The organism is Brochothrix campestris FSL F6-1037, from assembly GCF_000525915.1.
Lineage (GTDB): Bacteria > Bacillota > Bacilli > Lactobacillales > Listeriaceae > Brochothrix > Brochothrix campestris.
Genome location: NZ_AODH01000044.1, coordinates 19,573 through 40,907 on the forward strand (window position 1 = coordinate 19,573; position 21,335 = coordinate 40,907).

The 21,335-nt window shown below is 42.7% G+C and carries 23 protein-coding genes and 1 pseudogene; 22 read left to right on the top strand and 2 right to left on the bottom strand.

The genetic code is table 11. The features are described from left to right. The first annotated feature begins 35 nt into the window (after positions 1 to 35). From eutM to BCAMP_RS09640, 6 genes are all read left to right on the top strand, one after another. Entirely contained in the window at positions 36 to 311 is a 276-nt protein-coding gene (gene eutM, locus BCAMP_RS09615; protein WP_156921215.1) for an ethanolamine utilization microcompartment protein EutM, read from the top strand. Positions 312 to 400: 89 nt separating this feature from the next. Continuing rightward, the gene (eutD, locus tag BCAMP_RS09620) at positions 401 to 1,042 is read left to right on the top strand and encodes an ethanolamine utilization phosphate acetyltransferase EutD (RefSeq protein WP_035315247.1); all 642 of its coding nucleotides are present in this window, start codon (positions 401 to 403) and stop codon (positions 1,040 to 1,042) included. Beyond that, a complete protein-coding gene (locus BCAMP_RS09625; RefSeq protein WP_035315250.1) occupies positions 1,042 to 1,662 on the top strand; it encodes a hypothetical protein in 621 nt (206 codons plus the stop codon). The genes eutD and BCAMP_RS09625 overlap by 1 nt, the downstream gene beginning before the upstream one ends. A gap of 16 nt (positions 1,663 to 1,678) precedes the next feature. Continuing rightward, complete coding sequence (locus tag BCAMP_RS09630; RefSeq protein WP_035315251.1) at positions 1,679 to 1,993, top strand: EutN/CcmL family microcompartment protein; 315 nt, start codon at positions 1,679 to 1,681, stop codon at positions 1,991 to 1,993. Further along, positions 1,983 to 3,074 carry an ethanolamine utilization protein EutH gene (gene eutH, locus BCAMP_RS09635; RefSeq protein WP_035315252.1) on the top strand — a complete coding sequence of 364 codons (1,092 nt, stop codon included), beginning with the start codon at positions 1,983 to 1,985 and terminating at the stop codon, positions 3,072 to 3,074. Before BCAMP_RS09630 ends, eutH begins: the two co-directional genes overlap by 11 nt. 14 nt (positions 3,075 to 3,088) lie before the next feature. Continuing rightward, positions 3,089 to 3,541, top strand: coding sequence for a cupin domain-containing protein (locus tag BCAMP_RS09640; RefSeq protein ID WP_035315253.1), 453 nt, complete (start codon positions 3,089 to 3,091; stop codon positions 3,539 to 3,541). A 667-nt stretch (positions 3,542 to 4,208) separates the two neighbouring features. Here BCAMP_RS09640 and BCAMP_RS09645 read toward each other — a convergent pair. After that, positions 4,209 to 5,846, bottom strand: coding sequence for a lactate permease LctP family transporter (locus tag BCAMP_RS09645; RefSeq protein ID WP_035315254.1), 1,638 nt, complete (start codon positions 5,844 to 5,846; stop codon positions 4,209 to 4,211). 408 nt (positions 5,847 to 6,254) lie between these two features. Here BCAMP_RS09645 and BCAMP_RS09650 point away from each other — a divergent pair. Then, positions 6,255 to 7,186: pseudogene (locus BCAMP_RS09650) on the top strand (L-lactate dehydrogenase). A gap of 135 nt (positions 7,187 to 7,321) precedes the next feature. Here BCAMP_RS09650 and BCAMP_RS09655 read toward each other — a convergent pair. Beyond that, positions 7,322 to 7,537, bottom strand: a complete 216-nt coding sequence (locus BCAMP_RS09655; protein WP_035315256.1) for a KTSC domain-containing protein — start codon at positions 7,535 to 7,537, stop codon at positions 7,322 to 7,324. 198 nt (positions 7,538 to 7,735) lie between these two features. Between BCAMP_RS09655 and BCAMP_RS09660 the strand changes: the two genes are divergently transcribed. The 15 genes from BCAMP_RS09660 to BCAMP_RS09725 all read left to right on the top strand — a co-directional run bounded on the left by BCAMP_RS09660 (position 7,736) and on the right by BCAMP_RS09725 (position 20,302). Beyond that, the gene (locus BCAMP_RS09660; protein ID WP_035315258.1) at positions 7,736 to 8,344 is read left to right on the top strand and encodes a helix-turn-helix domain-containing protein; all 609 of its coding nucleotides are present in this window, start codon (positions 7,736 to 7,738) and stop codon (positions 8,342 to 8,344) included. A gap of 83 nt (positions 8,345 to 8,427) precedes the next feature. Beyond that, positions 8,428 to 9,135: a hypothetical protein gene (locus BCAMP_RS09665; RefSeq protein ID WP_035315259.1), complete on the top strand. Its 708-nt coding sequence runs from the start codon at positions 8,428 to 8,430 to the stop codon at positions 9,133 to 9,135. Positions 9,136 to 9,266: 131 nt separating this feature from the next. Next, positions 9,267 to 9,710, top strand: coding sequence for a C40 family peptidase (locus BCAMP_RS09670; protein ID WP_035315260.1), 444 nt, complete (start codon positions 9,267 to 9,269; stop codon positions 9,708 to 9,710). Between the two features lie 278 nt (positions 9,711 to 9,988). Then, on the top strand, positions 9,989 to 11,155 hold the full coding sequence (hisZ, locus tag BCAMP_RS09675) for an ATP phosphoribosyltransferase regulatory subunit (RefSeq protein WP_035315261.1): 1,167 nt from the start codon (positions 9,989 to 9,991) through the stop codon (positions 11,153 to 11,155). Positions 11,156 to 11,166: 11 nt separating this feature from the next. Then, positions 11,167 to 11,808: an ATP phosphoribosyltransferase gene (hisG, locus tag BCAMP_RS09680; protein WP_035315262.1), complete on the top strand. Its 642-nt coding sequence runs from the start codon at positions 11,167 to 11,169 to the stop codon at positions 11,806 to 11,808. Further along, a complete protein-coding gene (gene hisD / locus BCAMP_RS09685; protein ID WP_035315264.1) occupies positions 11,805 to 13,091 on the top strand; it encodes a histidinol dehydrogenase in 1,287 nt (428 codons plus the stop codon). Before hisG ends, hisD begins: the two co-directional genes overlap by 4 nt. A 4-nt stretch (positions 13,092 to 13,095) precedes the next feature. Further along, positions 13,096 to 13,680 (top strand): imidazoleglycerol-phosphate dehydratase HisB, encoded by a 585-nt coding sequence (gene hisB / locus BCAMP_RS09690; RefSeq protein WP_035315265.1) that lies wholly within the window; start codon positions 13,096 to 13,098, stop codon positions 13,678 to 13,680. After that, on the top strand, positions 13,680 to 14,306 hold the full coding sequence (gene hisH, locus BCAMP_RS09695; RefSeq protein ID WP_035315267.1) for an imidazole glycerol phosphate synthase subunit HisH: 627 nt from the start codon (positions 13,680 to 13,682) through the stop codon (positions 14,304 to 14,306). Before hisB ends, hisH begins: the two co-directional genes overlap by 1 nt. After that, entirely contained in the window at positions 14,279 to 15,004 is a 726-nt protein-coding gene (gene hisA / locus BCAMP_RS09700; RefSeq protein WP_035315269.1) for a 1-(5-phosphoribosyl)-5-[(5-phosphoribosylamino)methylideneamino]imidazole-4-carboxamide isomerase, read from the top strand. The genes hisH and hisA overlap by 28 nt, the downstream gene beginning before the upstream one ends. Beyond that, positions 14,994 to 15,752: an imidazole glycerol phosphate synthase subunit HisF gene (hisF, locus tag BCAMP_RS09705; RefSeq protein WP_035315271.1), complete on the top strand. Its 759-nt coding sequence runs from the start codon at positions 14,994 to 14,996 to the stop codon at positions 15,750 to 15,752. Before hisA ends, hisF begins: the two co-directional genes overlap by 11 nt. After that, on the top strand, positions 15,749 to 16,102 hold the full coding sequence (gene hisI, locus BCAMP_RS09710) for a phosphoribosyl-AMP cyclohydrolase (RefSeq protein WP_035315273.1): 354 nt from the start codon (positions 15,749 to 15,751) through the stop codon (positions 16,100 to 16,102). Before hisF ends, hisI begins: the two co-directional genes overlap by 4 nt. Then, the gene (gene hisE, locus BCAMP_RS09715; protein ID WP_035315275.1) at positions 16,089 to 16,409 is read left to right on the top strand and encodes a phosphoribosyl-ATP diphosphatase; all 321 of its coding nucleotides are present in this window, start codon (positions 16,089 to 16,091) and stop codon (positions 16,407 to 16,409) included. Before hisI ends, hisE begins: the two co-directional genes overlap by 14 nt. Positions 16,410 to 16,440: 31 nt before the next feature. Then, positions 16,441 to 17,514 (top strand): histidinol-phosphate transaminase, encoded by a 1,074-nt coding sequence (hisC, locus tag BCAMP_RS09720; protein ID WP_035315287.1) that lies wholly within the window; start codon positions 16,441 to 16,443, stop codon positions 17,512 to 17,514. 459 nt (positions 17,515 to 17,973) lie between these two features. Continuing rightward, positions 17,974 to 18,324, top strand: coding sequence for a hypothetical protein (locus tag BCAMP_RS14455; RefSeq protein WP_232217972.1), 351 nt, complete (start codon positions 17,974 to 17,976; stop codon positions 18,322 to 18,324). Then, a complete protein-coding gene (locus tag BCAMP_RS09725) occupies positions 18,257 to 20,302 on the top strand; it encodes an HAD-IC family P-type ATPase (RefSeq protein ID WP_232217973.1) in 2,046 nt (681 codons plus the stop codon). Before BCAMP_RS14455 ends, BCAMP_RS09725 begins: the two co-directional genes overlap by 68 nt. Positions 20,303 to 21,335 lie beyond the last annotated feature (1,033 nt).

The window sequence follows — 21,335 nt, forward strand, 5'->3', positions numbered from 1 at the left end:
CTAATAAATACACAACTAATAGGAGGAATTATATTATGAATAACGCATTAGGAATGGTCGAAACAAAAGGTTTAGTTGGAGCAATTGAAGCAGCAGACGCAATGGTGAAAGCAGCTAACGTGCAATTAATCGGTAAAGAACAAGTTGGTGGCGGTTTAGTAACAGTAATGGTACGTGGAGATGTTGGTGCTGTTAAAGCGGCAACTGATGCTGGTGCAGCAGCCTGTGAACGTGTTGGTGAACTATTATCTGTTCACGTTATTCCACGCCCTCATACAGATGTTGATGCGATTTTACCAAAATCTTTATAAGTAGTGAGAAGTTAACGCGATAGAAAGGGCATGGAGGGTCAGTATATCCAGACCCTTTCTATTTTTTTATTGAATTGGAGGTCTTGAAAATGACAAATATCGAACAACTTGTGGATGAAATCGTCAAACGAATTCAACCAGAGATAACAACTAACACCGTGCTTGTTGAAGGCTCAGGCCGTCATGTGCATCTTGATCGCGCAACAATCGATGCGCTGTTCGGTGAAGGCTATCAATTAACAAAGGCAAAAGATTTATCACAGCCAGGTCAATATGCGTGCAAAGAGCGAATCACGATTGCTAGTGGTAAAAATTCATTTCAAAATGTCGTGATTTTAGGACCAGAACGACAAGCGTCTCAGGTTGAAATTAGTGCGACTGATGCGACGACACTCGGTTTACGTGTGCCAGTACGTGAATCAGGTGACATCGCAGGAACACCGGGCATCGTGCTCATTAATGGCGAACGCAGTGTGATTTTAAAAACTGGTTTAATTGTAGCAAAACGTCATATTCATATGACGGAAGAAGATGCGCGTCGTTTTAAGGTAACAAAGGGTGAAATTGTCCAAGTTAAAATCGATGGCTATCGCCCGCTTATTTTTGATGATGTCGTCATTCGTGTCAGTGATAAATTTGCAACAACGATGCATATCGATTATGACGAAGCCAATGCCTGTGGTTTAAAACCGGGTAGTCGTGGTGAAGTGCTTAAAAAGAGTGGGTTGTAATGAATGGGCCGGTGTTTGAGGCACTCGTTACGCAGGTGACTGACGTGCTAATGAGCCGTCTTGAACAACAGGATAAGCCCGTATTACTCGTGTTGGAGGCAACTTTAAACCCGACGGAGTTAGCTCGCCTAAGCGCGGTGTTTCGTGTGACATCTTGTTGTGCTACGGACGAGGCCGACGTTATATTGTGTGGGCTACTGCCGTTAACTCGGTTAGCTCGACTTGCGAAAATCGTGCCACAAGCAGGCGAAGAAACGTTGTGTGAGCATTTGTTAGCGGGAAAACCACTCATCATGCTAACGAGTCAGACCGTTTTAGCGAGCATACGTAAAACGGCACGCTATGCTCTGTATCAAGAAGTGCAACAGATTAACGTGACACTTGAACGTTACGGTGTCACGTTCGTCACGCGCAATGAATGCTGTGAAGTGATTTTACAACAACGCCTCAAACGAAAGTTGTTTTCAACAGGAGCGCCGAAAGCGGTGTTAACAGCACAACGCGTGCAGGCACTCGTCGCGGAGGGGGCAACAGAAATTAGCTGCTCACAACAGACAATCGTGACGGCATTGGCACACGATTATTTACGGGAAAATAAGATTATGTTGACGTTTACGTAGAAAGGAGTCGCAGATTATGCTAATTGGAAAAGTAACCGGAAGTTTATGGTCTACGCGCAAACACGAACAGTTAAACGGCATGACCTTTTTAATTGTCGCGGTCATCACAGACGAACAAACGAGTGCCAAACGGTCACTCGTCGCCGCTGATATAGTTGGAGCAGGCTTAGATGATTTAGTGCTCGTGACTGAAGGTAGTGCCGCACGCGCAGGGGCAGAAAATGAACAGGTGCCGGTCGATGCAATGATTATTGGTATTATCGACTCTGTCGATCGTGGCGCAGCACATACAAATAACATCACCAATCAGGAGGGAAACAATGAGTATTAATGAAATTATTATGTACATCATGGTGCTATTTATGATCTTAGGTGCGATTGATAAATGCATTGGCAATAAATTTGGTTTAGGTGAAAAGTTCGAAGAAGGTATTATGGCAATGGGCGCCTTGACCTTATCGATGGTCGGGATTATTACAATTGCACCCATACTAGCCAAAATATTAAGTCCAGTCATTGTGCCTGTTTATAGCTTTTTAGGGGCAGATCCAGCGATGTTTGCGACAACATTACTAGCGAATGACATGGGTGGTTTTAACCTCGCTGTTGAAATGGCACAAACACCAGCAGCCGGTCTGTTTGCGGGGACGATTTTAGGTGCAATGATGGGGCCGACACTTGTGTTTACGATTCCAGTAGCACTTGGTATCATCAAAAAAGAAGATAATCAGTATTTAGCAACCGGTGTGTTATGTGGTTTAATTACCATTCCGCTCGGCTGTTTAATTGGAGGACTTGTGGCAGGCTTCCCAATCGGGATGTTGTTACACAACCTTGTGCCAATTGTGTTAGTTGCCCTCATTATAATGGCAGGCCTTTGGTTTAAGCCTGATGCAATGATTAAAGGATTCACGGTCTTTGGTAAAGGTGTCGTTGTTGTCGCAATTCTAGGCTTAGCAATCGGCGCAACCCAACAATTGCTTGATGTGACACTTATTAAAGGTTTGACACCCGTTACTGAAGGGATTGAAGTTGTCGGGAGTATCGCCTTAACCTTAGCTGGAGCTTTCTGCTTAGTGTTTGTGATTACGAAAGTGTTCAAAAAACAATTGCTCGGGTTAGGAAAAGTACTCGGTATGAATGATATCGCAGCCGCAGGGATGGTGGCAACTTTAGCGAACAGTATTCCGATGTTTCAAATGATGAAAGACATGGATAACCGCGGTAAAATTATTAACGTCGCGTTTGCTGTTTCTGCTTCATTTGTATTAGGGGATCATTTAGGATTTACAGCGGGCGTGGCTCCATCAATGATTTTTCCGATGATGGTCGGTAAAATTGTTGGTGGGATTACAGCCATTTTTGTGGCAATGTACATGGCTAACCGCATGCTGAAAACAACTAAAAAATAACGGAGGTTAATGTTATGACTCAACTAGACCGTAGTGCGATTGAAGCACTTGTTCGTCAACTATTGTTAGAAAAAGGGATTGCAGCGGATCGTCAGGTCGATCCCAGTGGCGTAATCGCGATTAAGTTACCGCAATTAGATGTTTCAGAAGATGATCGTTTAGATACAGGAAACCCCTCGGATGTTGTCTATTGTAAAGACTTGGTCTCGTTAACTGAAAGTCCTCGCTTAGGCTGTGGATTGATGGTAATGAGGGACACAACTTTTGACTGGGAACTGGCCTACGATGAAATTGATTATATTATTGAGGGTCGTTTAGATGTCATCATTGACGGACGAACCATCTCCGCAGGACCAGGTGAAATCCTCTTAATCCCTAAAGGGAGCGCGATTCAATTTTCAGTAACAGGTGATGCCCGTTTCGTTTATGTGACTTATCCAGCAGACTGGTTACAAAAAGAAAATTAACCCTTGAGACTGAAGATAACCGCGGTTATAGGTTATTACGACTTGTTCGCTCGACGTTCCTAGAACGAAAGTAATTTAAAGCCGTTCTACACTGCAGTGATTGGAGAAAATAACATCTCGACTATTTCCCGACGCTACTTTTCCATGAAACATCATAGAAGTTTGCTGATTGAATGAGAGGAGATAACAGCATTTCGATTCAGCGCTATCATCTCGTAGCCAAGTCGCTTGACCACTTTTTACAGAAAAAGCAGTTTGATTTAACTTTGTCTACAATCTGCCCGTTTTTAAAAGGGGTGTAGAGGCATTCCCACACAGATACACCGTCTGTTTGGCAGACATCTAAAGCACAGCTTGTTCAAATTAAAAGCTATACACAAAAACAGCGCCCTTCTTATATGAAGGGCGCTGTTTCGGACTGAAAATAGACGCTGTTCTAGGTCATTACGACTTGCTCGCTCGTCATGCCTAGAACGAAAGTGAAATCAACCGGTTGGAAGAGAAATGAAGGCGACTATTTACCGTCGTTGCCATTTTTCTGAAAGGTGACAGTTTCTGGTTGATTGAACTAGAGGACATAACAGCCGTTCTATCCAGTCTTATCATCTCGTAAAAAAGTCACTGTAATAGAATTCCAAAGAACATGAAGTCTGTTTCATTTGTAATGCTACATAAAAATCATTGAGTAAAAAAGACTGAACAAGCCAACGATAATTAAGAAAGATATGCTGTATTTCACTGTGAACTTGAAGAGTTGACTTTCACGACCTACGAGTCCAACAGCAGCGGTTGCAACAGCAATTGATTGTGGTGATAACATTTTAGCCATGTCGCCACCGAGGACGTTAATCGCGACCAGGAAGGCAGGGTCGACACCAATTTGAGTGGCGGTTACCGCTTGCAGTGGCGCGAATAATGAGCCACTATTAACGACAGAACCTGTTAAGAATACACCTAACCAACCAAGTACTGGCGAGAATAGTGGGAACAAGCTACCTGTACTTGCAAGTGCAATCCCCATTGTGGCAGATATTCCTGAGTATGTACAGATAAATGATAGTGCTAAAACGCTACAGATGGTTAAGATTGGGCGCCATAATTCTTTGACGGTTTCGATTGCCGTGTCTTTATACGTTTTGAAACTTACTTTGAAGATGATCATCGTTAACAACCCAGCTAAAGCAATGGCGGTTGTTGTATTGGTAAATAAATCAAGTTTGAAAATAGCGGCCATTGTCATTTGAGCTTCAACAACTGGTGCGGATTGAATAACGGTGTTATGTAGACCCGGAATTTGAATGAAGAAAATCAGTTTCTCTAACGGGCCACCAGCTGCGAATAAAGCTTTAACTGGGTTCAAGTTAAGTACGGTTACAAAAACAGTTAAAAGAATAAATGGTAACCAAGCGAAAATGATTTGTGTCATTGAATAGTTTGTTTTTTGTTCAAGCGGTGTGACTTTTTCGGCTTTATTGATACGATAGATATCTTTTGGTTGCCAAAAACGTAATAAAATGATGAGCGCGATTAGGCTTGCAAGTGCCGCGAAAATATCAACGAGAGCCGGTCCAATCGTATTGAGGATTAAGTATTGTACGCCGGCAAATACACCGCCACTGACTAAAATAGCTGGTAGCGTTTGACGAATCCCTTTGAAACCATCAATCGCGAAGATTAAAATGAACACAATTATAATAGAAAGAATTGGCATTAAGACAGATGTGTAAGCAGAGACGTCAAGCGCATCTAAGCCAGTTAAAAGGGCTGGTGATGATACGGGAATCCCCATCGCCCCGTAGGCTCCACCTGCGATGTTGGCGAGTAAACAAAGGCCCGCTGCATAAAGTGGTTTGAAACCTAAACCAACTAATATTGCAGCTGTAATCGCTACAGGTGCACCGAATCCGGCCGCCCCTTCGAGGAAAGCTCCGAAGGCGAATGCTACGATAATAACTTGAATCCGTTGGTCGGCTGTTACCGAAGTAATCGAACTCTTGATGATTTCAAAATAACCGGTTTTGACAGTTAATTTATAGAGGAAGATGGCAGTGATAATAATACTAGCAACTGGCCAGATGGCTGATAAGACACCGAGTGTTGTTGCACCAAAAACCTTTTGAATGGGGAAATCATAAACAGTCATTGCGATAATTGCAGCCACGATGATACTGATAAGACCTGAAATGTATCCTTGTAATTTAAAGACAGTTAAACAAAGTAAAAAGGTGATGATTGGCAAAGCTGCGACGATGCCTGATAACGCGATGTTGTCTAATGGATTGTAAATTTGCATCCATTCATTCATTAATAATCGACTCCTATTCTATTTGTAAGATATGTTCAAAGATGTAGTTATCTTTTACTACATAAGTATACATGTAAGACTATATATATAGATGAGGGAAATAAGTCTAAAATCGTAATTTATAAAAAAAGAAAGAAAGAAAACGCTATCAATGTTATTGTAATAGGGATGCATAGAAAATGTCTAAAAAGTGACAATCTAAATACTTGTAAAAACGCTTTCAATCATTGGTGTGTCAATATTGGAAGGTGGACACATCTTGTTCATATCTAATGTGTTTTATGCAGAAAAATGTATTATCATGTTGTTTTATAGTATCGATTAAACTTATAATGAGGGTGTAAATTACAAAAACAAATGCAGGGGGAATAACAATGACAATTAAAATTCCAAACAACAAAAAAAGTAATCTTAGTAGGTGACGGTGCAGTTGGTTCAGCATACGCATTCTCATTAGTAAACCAAGGTATCGGTAACGAACTAGGTATTATAGATGTAGATAAAGCACGTACAGAAGGCGATGCATTAGACTTAAAACATGCCTTACCATTTTTATCACCAATGAAAGTATATTCAGCTGATTACTCAGATTGTGGCGATGCAGATATTATTTGTATAACAGCTGGAACCGCCCAAAAACCAGGAGAAACACGTTTGCAACTCGTGTCTCGTAACCTCCGTATTTTAAAATCAATATTAAATGAAATCATGAAAACAGACTTTAACGGCATCTTCTTACTAGCAGCAAACCCTGTTGATATCCTCTCATACGCAACAATGAAATGGACAGGATTCCCTCCAGAACGCGTTATTGGTTCAGGTACGTCACTCGATACAGCTCGTTTACGTCAAACATTAGCTGAGCTTGTACATGTTGAAGCGGGTAGTGTTCACGGTTATGTATTGGGTGAACACGGTGATTCAGAATTCATCGCATGGTCAAACATCCGTATTGGGAACTTACCAATTGAAGCATGGACTGGTGAATTATGCAAAGAACAAAAAAGAAAAAAATCTTGTCAGAGGTTCGTGATGCAGCCTACTACATCATCGAACGTAAGGGTGCAACATACTATGGTGTGGCCAGTGCATTAGCTCGTATTACACGTGCGATTCTAAACAATGAAAATGCTGTGTTACCATTAAGTGTTTACATGGATGGCGAAAACTATGGTCTTAAAGACGTCTACATTGGTACACCTGCGGTTGTTGGTGCTCACGGAATTAAAAAAATTGCCGAAGTCCCATTGAATGCAGAAGAACAGGCAGAAATGGAAAATTCTGCAGCTGTTTTACGTAAAATCTTAGACGATTCATTTATTCCAATCGACGCTGAATAAAACGTTCTTTCAAAGTAATCGTTCAAAAAAGACCCCGAAGCATCCGCTTAAAAAGCGATTGTCTCGGGGTCTTTTTTTCAGATTAAGGTCAAAAAAAACCCTGAATCCATTTGGACTCAAGATTATGATATATCTTTACGCTTCAACGACTGATCGGAATTCAAAGCTGTTTTCGATGTAAACGTTATAATATTCTCCTTTTGACGCTGCGGACATCAGTCCTTGGAAAATATAAGAAGGTACATTCAAATATGCGTATGTTGTGGCTGCTAATTTAACATGTAATTCTTGTTTTGTTTGGTTATATCCAATACTACTGATTGTTTCTGAAACAACAGGATGCATGTTCATATATTTCACCTCCACTCACTTTAACTATACCATGTATTTAATTAATAGCTAGTTGAATTTTAAAAAATTCAGAAAATTACTAGTTAATAATAAGGAGTTAGCCACTTTTTGTTTTATTAGTCGACATGGTAAAAAGTGCTCGTTATACTGGATATGTAATCAGTCAAGTGCCGATTAAAATGAATAGAGGAGGGCGACATGGATGTCATTTTGGAAAAACATCTCGTTCGTAAACTCACTTTACTCACCTTATTACAACAGCAAGATCTGAGTTTAACGGCAGTGATGCAACGGATTGTGTGTTGTAAATTTATCCTGCTACAAGATATATCAGAAATCAATGAGTTAAGTCAAATTATCGAGATAAACAATAACAACGTTCAGTTGGTGAAAACTCATCAAGTCGATGTTGAATACATTCGACAATGCTTAATTAAACAGTCATCAGCGATAATGTTATTAGCAACTGTGCTTGAGGGGGAACCATCTGTTAAAAGCGTGGCCGAGTGTTGTTACACGTCAGAGTCGTGGGTACGGAGTATCATCCGGAAATGGAATGCGTATTTTCACAGGCGAAAACTGCCTTTTCGTTTAATTTTATCCCATTCACAGATTAAAATGATGGGGGTTGAGCGAGCGGTTCGACAGTTTTATCAAAAATTACTCAAACTAGTGGCAATAACAGATATTAGCACGCAAAAATTGGAACAAGAATCATTATATAGTGAGTTTTTCCGTAATGTTAGTTCTTCTAGCGATATCCAACTAGGAGAGGGAGAAGTCGCTAGTGCTTATTTTTTTTTTTAGTTGCAGCCGCTATTCGTCTGCGACAAGGGCATTTTGATGATTGTGATAATATATATTATGAGGAAGCGGCCTATCGAAAGTGGTTGGGTTATGCTTTTTTTAGACGTGTGCTGAATCATCATTTTCAAATGTTTATGACAGATGAAATGATGGCGCAATTACTCCCACGTTATTTTTTGTGTGGCATAATGCCTGTGGCAGACTTTAAAGTTAGCGATAAGTTAAGAGGAGCACTCGTATCACTCATTGATGAGTTTGCTGAGCGACAACGACTTGCTCAGTTGCCTGAGGCAGCGAAACTCGCTGCTGTGACAGTCTTAGGATGGCATTATTTATATAAACGAGACGTTTTGTATGTTGTCGACGATTGCTCTGAACAACGTTTGAGGGAGTGGCAGACACATTTTCCATGGTATGAGATCGTTGAAGAACTCCTGGAGCGAAACAGTCTTTTGTTGGAGACGAGTGAACAACAACGTTATTTTATGCTGGCTTATATTGATGAGCTAAATCGAAATTTTCAACTCGAATACCGGTTAATTGAGGTTAAAAAGGTGCTCATTCATGCCAGTTTTCCTCATTATAAGCAACGACAGTTACAAGCGCTAATTGAGGCTTATTATGGGAAGCGTGTCTGTGTGAAAATCGTCGAATCAGGAAAAGAAGTGTTACAGCGGACAGATTTTATCATTACAAACTATCAGTTAAATAATAAGGATGCAAAGCAAATTTTAATTTATCCACGGTTAGTTACCCATGAATGGTTACTGCGACTAAATAGTATTTTATAAAAAAACAAGTGTTATCAGTATAAAGATAGTGCAAAAAGGATACGTAATATACGTACAATTGCAACATGTTTGTAACATGGCGATGTTATAATTTAAAAAATAAACATCATTAGGAGCTAGGAGGATAAGACGTGAAATTCTTTATAGCAGTGATTACACTTGTGGTCGTGCTAACGGCTACGACACCCGTCCAACCAACTTCAGCAGCTGTATCAAAACAAACTAAAATTGTACAAGAGGCAAAAAAAACAATCGGTGTTAAATATAAAACTGGTGGCACAACAACTAAAGGGTTTGATTGTTCGGGCCTAACTCAATACGTTTATAAAAAGGCCGTTAATAATAAACTGCCACGCACCTCGCAACAACAGGCGCAGGTGAAAGCGAAAAAAATTGCGGTTTCGAAAGTTAAGGCTGGCGACCTGTTGTTTTACGGGAGTGAAAAAGCAGCATATCATGTCGCGGTTTGTATCGGTAATGGTCAAATGATACATGCGCCAAAACCAGGTGATAAGGTAAAAGTAACAGCGATTAAATATTATAAACCCACATTTGCTAAACGCGTTGTAAAATAAAAGCGAAAGCAGCTCGTTCAACTTCGAATAAATTGGAAGGGAAAAGGTCAGCGACTATTTACCGTCGCAAGAAGCGAGTTTGCAGTTTGTTCGGAATTAAAAGCGGGTTAATTCAATTTTGTCTCCAATCTGGAACTGACAGATACTGTCAGTTCTTTTTTTATTTTGACAAAAGTCTGAATATTTGCAATTATATATTTAAAAGAAGGGTTGCTAAAAACGCTTTAGTACGGTACTATAGTAACAAGATAAAGGATAACGAAAGTTGGAGGGGTAATATGAGTTGGAATCGGGCGTTACCGTATGGTACGAGGGATAAATTATTTGATGAATCACGACGGATGACAGAGGTGTCATATGCAATTTTGAGCAGTTTTTATCAACGCGGCTATCAACAAATTGAAACACCGACGTTTGAATATAAGGAGATTTTTTCGAATACACTTGATGAACGTGATCCGCATTTGTATCAATTTTTTGATAAACGCGGCCGCACCCTAGCCTTGCGTCCTGATATGACCTTGCCGATTGGTCGCGTTGTCTCAACGATTGGGTTAGAAGGTCCATTGAAATTAACATACAGTGGTAAGGTTTTTAGGGTGTATGACGAATTCACTGGCAAAAACAATGAGCAAATGCAAAGTGGGATTGAAATTATTGGTGGGGATCCGTTAAAGGCCGAGGTTGAAGCGGTTGCCAGTGTGATTGAGATGTTCAAGGTGTTGGCAATTACCGATGTAACGATTGAAATTGGTCATGCGGCCATTTATCAATCTTTAACGAAGGAGTTACAACTGGACGCAGCGGCCCAACAACAGTTGGCGAGCTTGCTCGAATCAAAGAGTTTATCAGGAATGCGCGAGTTTGCGAAACAATACCGAGCAGAAGAAGCTTTGTTATTGCAATTGCCCCGTTTGTTTGGCACACCTACGACGATTAAACGGGCGGTTGCATTAACGACATCACCAACAATCAAAGCTGCGCTGCAACGAATGGGTCAATTGATTGCACAGCTCGAAATGATGGGGTACGGCCGTTATTTATCAGTCGATTTAGGGATGGTGCAAACGTTTGATTATTATACGGGCGTTATTTTTAGAGGCTATACAAACACGTCGGCGCAAGAATTTCTTAGCGGTGGGCGCTACGATGAACTGTTTCAACGGTTTGGGGGCGAGAAGCGTACGGCTGTTGGCTTGGGCATTAACCTTGACGAAGTGGTTCGCTTGAAACAACACGAACCGGTGAGTCCAACGAATAAAATGATTCGCACACTTGTTCATTACGATGTGTATGCCTGTGAAGTCGCGGCTTTAACAGCGACACCACAGACGGAATTAAGCTTATGCGCAACGTTAACAGAGTCGCTTACGTATGCACGTGAGCATCAGTTTCAACGGGTGCTAGCATACAGTGAAACAGGGATAGAAGTTATCGAGGTATAGGGGGAGAACGTATGAGTATTACAATAGCATTAACGAAGGGTCGCTTAGAAAAACAAACGATTGCCCTTTTTGAACAACTAGGAATTGATTGCACAGAGGTACGCGAGAAGGGTCGTAAATTAATTTTAACAAGTGCCAACACCGACATCCGTTTCATTTTAGTAAAAGCAGTCGATGTTTTAACCTATGTTGAGCACGGCGTGGCCGATATTGGGATTGTTGGCAAAGATGTCTTGCTAGAAAATGGTAAAGATGATTATGAAATGCTCGATTTACAGTTCGGTGCCTGTGATTTTTGCCTTGCCTCGGTTGCTAGTTATGAGCCAACGAGTCCGCGCCGTAAAGTGATTGCAACAAAGTACCCGAACGTCGCGGCCAACTATTTTCGTGAGAAAGGTCAGGATGTCGAAATCATCAAGATTGAAGGGTCGGTTGAAATTGCCCCGCTTTTAGGGTTAGCTGATGCCATCGTAGACATCGTTGAAACAGGTGAAACCTTACGTGAAAATGGTCTTGTTATATTTGACAAACTGGCACCGATCTCCGCGCGTTTAATCGTCAACCGGACGGCTTTGAAAAAACAAACAACACCGATTTTTAATTTGATTGACCAGTTGGATGCTTACTTACAACAAGGGGGCGAGGCAGAATGAAACAGATTCAAACAAATGCGAGCGGTGCCAAACAGTTACTAGCTGATTGGGAAACGGCTGAAACGGCTGACATTGAGGCAATCGAGCGCCAGGTGAGTGAAATGATTGCAACGGTACGCGCAGATGGCGATACGGCCCTACACGCCTATACGGAACAATTTGATGGCTTAACACTGCCACGGTTCCGTGTCGCGCAAACAGAAATCGATGCGGCTTATGCCGCAGTTGAACCCGCCTTTATTACGGCACTTGAACATGCGCAGCGTAACATTGTGTCGTATCATGAGCAGCAAAAACGGACGAGCTTTATGGATACACCCGCAAGTGGCATTATCCGCGGCCAGTTAATCCGTCCACTCGAAGCGGTAGGTGTTTATGTCCCAGGTGGCACAGCGGCATACCCATCATCGGTGTTAATGAATGTCATCCCGGCTAAAATTGCGGGTGTGCCTCGGATTGCGATGGTAACACCACCGGGTAAAACGGGTGTAAATCGATACATTTTAGCAGCGGCCAAAATTGCGGGCGTTGACGAAGTATATGCCTTAGGTGGTGTACAGGCGATTGCCGCTCTCGCCTACGGCACGGAATCAGTGCCAGCAGTCGATAAAATCGTCGGACCTGGGAATATGTACGTTGCCACCGCTAAAAAGCAAGTGTATGGGCAGGTGAGTATTGATATGATTGCTGGTCCATCTGAAATCGTTGTGATTGCGGATGAACAGGCTAATCCACGTTACATCGCCGCCGATCTCTTGTCACAGGCTGAACACGATGTTCGTTCGCGGGCCTTATTGGTGACGACGTCAGAAACGTTAGCAACTGCCGTAACGGCTGAAATCGAGCGTCAATTAATCACTTTACCACGTGCAGCGATTGCAAAGGCAGCGATAGACAGTTACGGCACCGCCTTTATTGCTTCGTCGTTAACAGAGGCGTTTGCGATTGTTAACGCGATTGCGCCAGAGCATTTAGAAGTACAGGTTGAAGGGGCGTTTGAGTACTTACCACTAATTAAGCATGCGGGATCGATTTTTCTCGGAGCGTATGCGTCGGAACCGTTGGGCGATTATTTAGCCGGCCCGAATCATGTGTTGCCGACGAGTGGTACGGCTCGTTTCTTCTCGGGTTTAAATGTCGATGATTTTTGTAAAAAGTCAGCCTACATTTCGTATACAAAGGAAGCGCTCGCCCGTGATAAAGATGATGTGATTTACTTAGCAACAAAAGAAGGACTCGATGCACATGCTCGTGCCATCGCTATCCGTTTTGAGGAGGAATAAAAGGATGAGAACAGCAACGATTAATCGTCAAACAGGCGAGACAAACATCGCTTTAACGTTAAATTTAGATGAGGGTGCAACGATTACAATTGATACAGGTGTCCCGTTTTTTGATCACATGCTACACCTGTTTGCCAAACATGGCCGTTTTGGGCTCACTGTGAAGGCTGAAGGCGATGTAGAAGTTGATGCGCATCACACGGTCGAAGACGTCGGTATTGTTTTAGGACAATGTTTACGGCAGGCGTTAGGCGACAAGGCACAGATTGTCCGTTACGGTTCGCAGTTCGTGCCGATGGATGAGGCGCTTGGCTTAGTCAGTTTGGATTTAAGCGGTCGCTCTTACATGGTCTGTGACGCTGTTTTCACCAATCCAAAGCTTGGCTTATTCGATACGGAATTGGTACAAGAATTTTTTCAAGCGGTTGCCTTTAATGCCGAAATGAACTTGCATCTGAAAGTATTATACGGAGTGAACACACATCATAAAATTGAAGCCTTGTTCAAAGCGTTTGGTCGTGCCTTGCGCGAAGCAGTTACAATCGATTCCAATATTACAGGAGTCAACTCAACGAAAGGGGTGTTGTAATGATCGCTGTAATTGATTACGATACAGGCAACACAAAGAGTGTCGGAAAGGCATTGGCTCATATTGGCCTCGAACATGTGATTACAGCTGATCATGCGGTTATCCGTAGCTGTGATGGGCTGATCCTCCCTGGAGTCGGTGCCTTTGCCAGAGCAATGGCCAACATCGAGGAACGCGGCTTAGCAGTGCTTGTTAAAGAACTTGTGTCTGAAGGCAAACCGTTGCTCGGCATTTGTGTGGGGATGCAACTGTTATTCGACTCAAGCAGTGAGTATGGGGAGACAAGCGGTCTTGGGTTAATCCCCGGGGCGGTTGTACGATTACCTCCGTCAAATTTAAAAGTGCCACACATCGGTTGGAATCAGTTACACGTTAAGCCAGCAACAGTATTTGCTCCGCTTGATGGCGAAAATGTCTATTATGTGCATTCGTATTACGCAAAGACGGACGAGCGATATGTTGTCGCAAAGACGGATTATGGCGTACAAGTACCTGGAATCGTCCAAAAGCAACATGTTTACGGCACGCAGTTTCATCCAGAAAAAAGTGGGGACGTGGGCTTCAAGGTCCTCCAATACTTTAAAGAGGTGGTGGTCAAATGTTCATCTTCCCAGCAATCGATTTAAAAGATGGTCAATGTGTTCGTCTTTATCAAGGCGATTTCGCTCAACAAACCGTCGTAAATCCTGATCCGGTCGCGCAGGCCAAACAATTCGAAGCAGAGGGTGCTCGCTTTTTACACTTAGTTGACTTAGATGGTGCCTTCCAAGGGGTGTCGGCTAATTTAGCAGTAATCGAAGCAATCGTAGCTGCGATTAACATACCCGTTCAATTAGGCGGTGGCATTCGCACGTTGGAACACATCGCCATCCTACTAAATCGTGGCGTCAGCCGTGTGATTCTAGGGTCAATCGCCTTAAAAGATCCGGCCCTTGTAAGTGCTGCAATCGAAACATTTGGTGCTGAGCGGATTGTCGTTGGCATTGACGCTCGTGAGGGTCTCGTTGCTACTGAAGGCTGGCTCGAAACGAGTGACGTTAGTTACTTAGACTTGGCAAGGGAAATGAAGGCACGCGGTGTGAAATTAATTGTCTTTACCGATATTGGGCGTGATGGCACGCTAACCGGTCCTAATCTTGAGCAATTGGAGGCAATGAATCAACTCGGTGGCATAGCTGTGATTGCCTCTGGCGGTGTCTCCTCAAAGGCTGATTTACAAGCCTGTGCCGCTTTGGGGTTATACGGTGCAATTACTGGTAAAGCTTTATATGAACAACGCTTGACGATGGCAGATGTGGTGGAGGTGGCTGGCAATGCTTTGTAAACGAATTATTCCCTGTTTAGATGTTACCGATGGTCGCGTCGTTAAAGGGGTCAACTTTGTTGATTTGCAAGATGTCGGTGACCCCGTTGCAATCGCCAAACAGTACAACTTAGCGGGTGCTGATGAACTGGTGTTTCTTGATATTACGGCAACACACGAACAACGCCGAACGATGATTGATGTGGTAGAGCGCACGGCTGCTGAGGTGTTTATCCCCCTAACCGTTGGAGGAGGCATTACGTCAGTCGCCGAAATGAAAGCGATGTTGCAAGCGGGAGCTGATAAAATCTCATTGAATTCAGCCGCATTGAAAACACCGGAATTGATTCGTGAAGGAGCCGAAAAATTCGGTTCTCAATGTATTGTTGTGGCGATTGATGCAAAAAAAGAAAACGGTCATTGGGATGTCTATGCAGGCGGTGGTCGGATTGCAACAGGGCGTAACGTGATTGACTGGGTCAAAGAGGTCGAGGCGTTAGGTGCCGGGGAGTTGTTAGTAACGAGTATGGATCAGGATGGCACAAAGGATGGCTATGATATCGCTTTGTTAGAAGCGATTACGGCGGCAGTAGCGATTCCAGTCATTGCGTCAGGCGGTTGTGGTAATGCGCAACATATCGTCGATGTCTTTGAACAAACAACAGTGGATGCTGCCTTGGCCGCTTCGATTTTTCATTATGGTGAAGTGAGTGTTGCTGAGGTGAAAACAGCAATGGCTGCTAACGGAGTGGCGGTGCGTAACTTATGAGTTTAGCGTTTAATAAGCAAGATGGTCTTATTCCGGCAATTATAGTCGATGACGTCAGTGGTGACGTATTAATGTTAGGTTATATGAATGAAGCGGCTTATCAATTAACAGTTTCGAGCGGTCATACGTGGTTTTATTCACGTAGCCGTAATGAATTGTGGCATAAAGGAGCAACGAGTGGGCAGTATCAACGCGTCAAACACATCACGAGTGATTGTGATGAGGATACGTTGCTGATTCGGGTCGAACAACTCGGTGGCGGTGCGTGTCATACTGGTGCAACCTCATGTTTCTTTAATAATATCAGTTTTACAGCCAGTGAAGGGGGCGTTGAAAATGGAAGCAATTAATCGTTTAATGACCGAAATACGGGCACGTCAAACAACGCCTAAAGTCGGCAGTTACACGAACTACTTATTCGATAAAGGCGAAGATAAAATCTTGAAAAAAATCGGTGAAGAGGCGACGGAAGTCGTGATTGCAGCCAAAAATGATGACAAGGCAGAAATCTTGCTTGAGGTGGCTGACTTGACGTACCACGTGCTCGTTTTATTAGCCGAGAAAAACATTAGCTTGGCTGAACTAGCGACTGAATTAGAAAGTCGCGAGGGTAAACTATCAAAAACAACGGATCGTAAAGCAATCGATACGTTATAAATAGCAAACAGAGGAGTGAGGCATCATGACAATTAAGGTGAAAGCAAGTTTAGGTGAGTTACAGGCATACAAGCCTGGTAAACCAATTGAAGAAGTACAACAGGAATTAGGGTTGGAGACGATTACCAAACTAGCCTCGAATGAAAACCCGTTTGGTTGTTCGGCACAGGTGAAAGTCGCAGCGACAAAGGCCTTAAACGAGACGGCATTATACCCTGATGGTTACGCGGCTGAATTACGGTCTGAGTTGGCGGCGTTTTATGCAGTCAAACCGCATCAACTTGTAATTGGAGCTGGTCTCGACGAAGTAATCCAGATTGTCAGCCGCACGCTCCTCGTTGCAGGCGATAATATTGTGCAGGCAACGCCGACCTTTTCACAATATGCATTGCATGCGAACATCGAAGGGGTAACCGTTAAAGAAGTACCGGTCAATGAAGCGGGTGAACATGATTTAGACGCGATGTTGGCGGCTGTTGATGCTAACACTAAAATTTTATGGTTATGCAACCCTAATAATCCAACGGGTACGTATTTTAATGCGATGGCCTTAGACCGTTTGTTGACAGCAGTGCCGGCCGAGGTATTGGTCATTCTCGACGAGGCTTATGCTGAATATGTTGTGGCCGACGACTTCCCTGATTCGATGCCTTTGATTGAACGTTTCGATAATGTAATGGTCATGCGTACTTTCTCGAAAGCGTATGGCATTGCCGCATTACGAATTGGTTTTGCCGCGTGTTCAGCGGCCGTTTGTGCTAAATTAAACATCGTTCGTCTCCCGTTCAATACGTCACGTGTTGCTCAAGCGGCAGCCGTTGCCGCGTTAGCCGATCAGAAATTCATTGCAGACTGCCAGACGGCAAATCGTGCTGGCTTAGCGCAGTGGGTCAACTATCTCGAAGCAAAAGGGTTTGCGTATTATCCCTCACAAGCAAACTTTATCTTTTTTAAGATTGGTCAAGCAACGGCACCTGTTTTTGATGCGTTGTTGGCAAAAGGTTTTATTGTGCGAGCAGGTTTACGTCCTGAGTGGTTACGTGTGACCATCGGGAGCGAAAGTGAAAATGCAGGCTGTATTGCGGCGCTTGAAGCGGTTTTGTAATTAAGTGAAGATAAACGCTGTTCTAGGTCGTTACGACTTACTCGCGCGTAGTGCCTAGAACGAAAGTAAAATCAACCGGTTGGAAGCATACAGCTTGGAAGAGAAATGAAGGCGACTATTTACCGTCGCTGCCATTTTCTGAAAGGTGACAGCTTCTGGTTGATTGAACTAGAGGAAATAACAGCGTTTCTATTCAGTCTTATCATCTCGTAAACAAAGTCACTGTCATAGCATATGAAAGATAAAGTCGTTTAATCCGACTTTGTCTAAAATCTGAAGCAACCTAATGGGTTGTTTTTTTGATGTTAAGGATAATCGACCAATTTGTACAATTCTAACGGAGTAATTTTACTTTTCCATATTGATGTTTGGTATAACGTCCAATAGTTGATATAATATACACATGAACAGGGTAACTTAGGGGTTATTACCTGCGTTAAAAAAAGGGGAGGGTCGCCAATGATTAATCCTAGCGAATTTCCAGGTCTTTCTACAGCAGAGGTAGAAGAACGTCGTGTACGTGGCGATGTTAATGAACTGTTGCAGCCAACCACTCGTAGTTTAAAACAAATACTGTTAGAAAATAGTTTAACGTTATTCAACTTCATCAATTTAGTGATCGGTGGTTTTATTATTTATACGGGGAGTTTTAAAAACCTTCTCTTTCTAGGTGTTATTCTCTTTAACACCGCGATTGGTATCTTTCAAGAACTGCGGGCGAAAAAAAAACATCGATCAGTTAATGCTGCTCAATCAAGCGAAAGTCAACGTTATTCGCAATGCTCAGTCGCAAGAAATCGCTCAGGATGAGGTCGTTAAAAATGATTTGATTGCCATTAAACGTGGACAACAAATTTGTGTGGATGGCATTGTTACATATACACGTGGGTTTGAATGCGATGAATCACAGTTAACTGGAGAAGCCGATCCAATCATTAAAACGGTGGGGGATATTGTATACTCCGGCAGTTATGTTGTCAGTGGTACCGCTCTGATTGAGGCGACACATGTTGGGCAAGAAAGCTATGTTGCCAAGCTGACGTTAGCAGCAAAACAATCAAAAAGCATCTATAGCGAACTGATACGGACGATGAAACAAATTATTCGGGTGTTGAGTTTCGGCATTATTCCGATTGGCGCATTATTATTCATGACGAGTATCTTTACTAAAACAGAACTCAATCAAGCCATTTTAGGCACTTCTGCAGCGGTGCTGGGCATGATTCCTGAAGGGTTAATCTTATTGACGTCGGTGGCGCTTGCCTTAGGTGTCGTGCGATTAACGCGGAAACGAGTGCTCGTTAAAACGATGGGGTCAATTGAGACGCTCGCTCGAGTGGATATTTTATGCCTTGATAAAACAGGAACACTCACAAGCGGTGAATTGCAGGTGAAAACAATTAAACCGGGGGATGATATCTCACTTGATACGTTAAAAGCCACCGTTGGTCAAGTTGCGCATGACCTCAATGAGGACAATGCGACTGGTCTCGCTTTAATGTCTCATTTTAAAGCGACGGCTGACTGGGGTGAACCACAACAAATTATTGCGTTTTCGTCGGCTCGTAAATGGTCAGCGGTGAGTTATCAAGGAGCTAGTTTTGTTATTGGTGCACCGGAATATATCTTTAATTCATTTACTTCGGAACAGTCCCAAGCGATGACAGCTGCCACTCACCAAGGATTACGGGTGTTAGCCGTTGCGAAATCGTCTGAAACACTTGTAGGCCACCAATTGCCAACACAGTTGCAATTGCTTGGTTTACTCTATCTAGAAGACGACATCCGCGCAGAGGCACCCCAAACGTTAGCGTATTTTAAAGCGGAAAAAGTCGATATTTGTATAATTTCGGGTGATCACCCGCAAACTGTCAGTCAAATTGCAAAACGCGCAGGCGTTGATAATGTGAGCGAAACAGTTGATATGAGTAAACTCCCTGTTGAGACAGATTATCAGCAACTGGTCGAAAAAAATCGGATTTATGGCCGGGTAAGCCCTGAGCAAAAACGATTATTAGTTGAAGCGTTACAAGCAAATGGTCACACTGTCGGGATGACCGGAGATGGTGTCAATGACATTCTAGCGTTAAAACAAGCCGATTGTAGTATTGTGATGGCCAACGGGAGTGATGCAGCCAAAGGGATTTCTAACTTTGTATTGCTGGATTCGAATTTTGATGCAATGGTTGGCGTTGTCCTTGAAGGGCGAAAGGTCGTTAATAACATTCAACGAGTGGCTTCACTCTATTTGACAAAAACAATCTATTCGATTGTGTTGGCGCTCTTGTTTATTTTTATTTCCTCACCTTATCCGTTTCAACCGATTCAATTAAGTCCCATTAGTACCTTGACTGTCGGGATTCCATCCTTTTTATTAGCACTCCGTCCTAACGTGGCCCCTTTAAAAGGTCGCTTCTTACGCAATGTGCTTGAACCAGCTTTGGCAAGTGGACTAAGTGTTGTGCTTTATGCGATGATTATCTTAGTCGTCGGTCAGCAGCTGAATTGGTCCTATGCGGCTACATCAACCTTAACGGTCTGGATGACCGGAATGGTCTGTTTCATGGCGTTAAGTTATGTTGCGCGTCCGTTGAACTACCGTATTATTTTAATGATTACAGCGCTAGCAGCGACTTTCTTGTTGTTGTTTATCTTTTTCGGCAAGCTATTCGCTTTAGAAAACCTCTTCCAAATAAAGTTAGCCCTCCTATATGTCCCATTAATGGTGACGGTGTATCCGTTATTTTACAGTTTAAAAAAGGTGATGAAACGCTTGTTGAAAAATTAACTAAAAGTTCGTTTAAGGCAATTTAAACTACAGTGATTGGAGTAAATAAGCTCTCGACCATTTTCTGTTGATGCGTTTTTTTGACATTAGACAAGGTGAGGGTTTAACTAGTGATTTCACAAAAGATTAGAACGACTACTTTGCGGGTCGTTTTTTTTTTTGCAAACGTTTTGATGTGCAATACAATCGCTTTTGTTCAGCGGATAATATGGTATAATGAGGAGTAAATATTAGTGTAGTTATTATGATAGAAGAAGGTGACCAATTTGGTTCAACAGCGCACGCAACGAAAGAAAGCGTCAAAACGCAGCACGAATAAAAAAAAAGAAGGTTATGGATTTGAATAAAATGCCCCTACGTTTCGAAACGGTAGGATTATCTTAATTATATTGGTAGTTTTTAGTATCGGACAGTTCGGCTTTGTCGGACGCTTTTTATTTGAAGGGGCAGTTATCTTAACAGGTACATTTGCCCATGTTACCCTGGTTTTCCTCGCACTTTTAGGTATTCATTTTATTGTAAAACGACAATGGCCAGCCCTTTTTAAGGCTCATTTTATCGGACTCTTTCTAATCATATTTGCAGTGATGATTAGTTATCATACCGCGATTGTGACACCAAAAATTGTCGGTGATGTAAATATTCTTCAAATTAGCACACAACAAGTTAATTTATATCGACTAGACGAACTTTCACTCTTTCAAGTAGGTGGTGGCTTTGTGGCGGCATTACTCGTCACGCTCACTTACTTTTTATTTGGTGCAATCGGAACATACCTGTTAGTAGGCTTAGTCTTGATTGAAGGTGTGTTATTGCTAACTGATCATTCTCCGCGTGACGTCTTGCGATTCATCGTCAAATGGGTGTCAGGTTATGTCAAACAATGGCGCAATGCAGCCAACGTTTCCAAATCTGTCTCGCAACCACGTGTTCCAAAAGTGGCTTCAAATGAGCAAGATGATAAAGGAGCCGTCAATGAGCATGTTTCAGAGCCGCCACGGATAAAAACATTCAACGAGAATGAAACGCCACA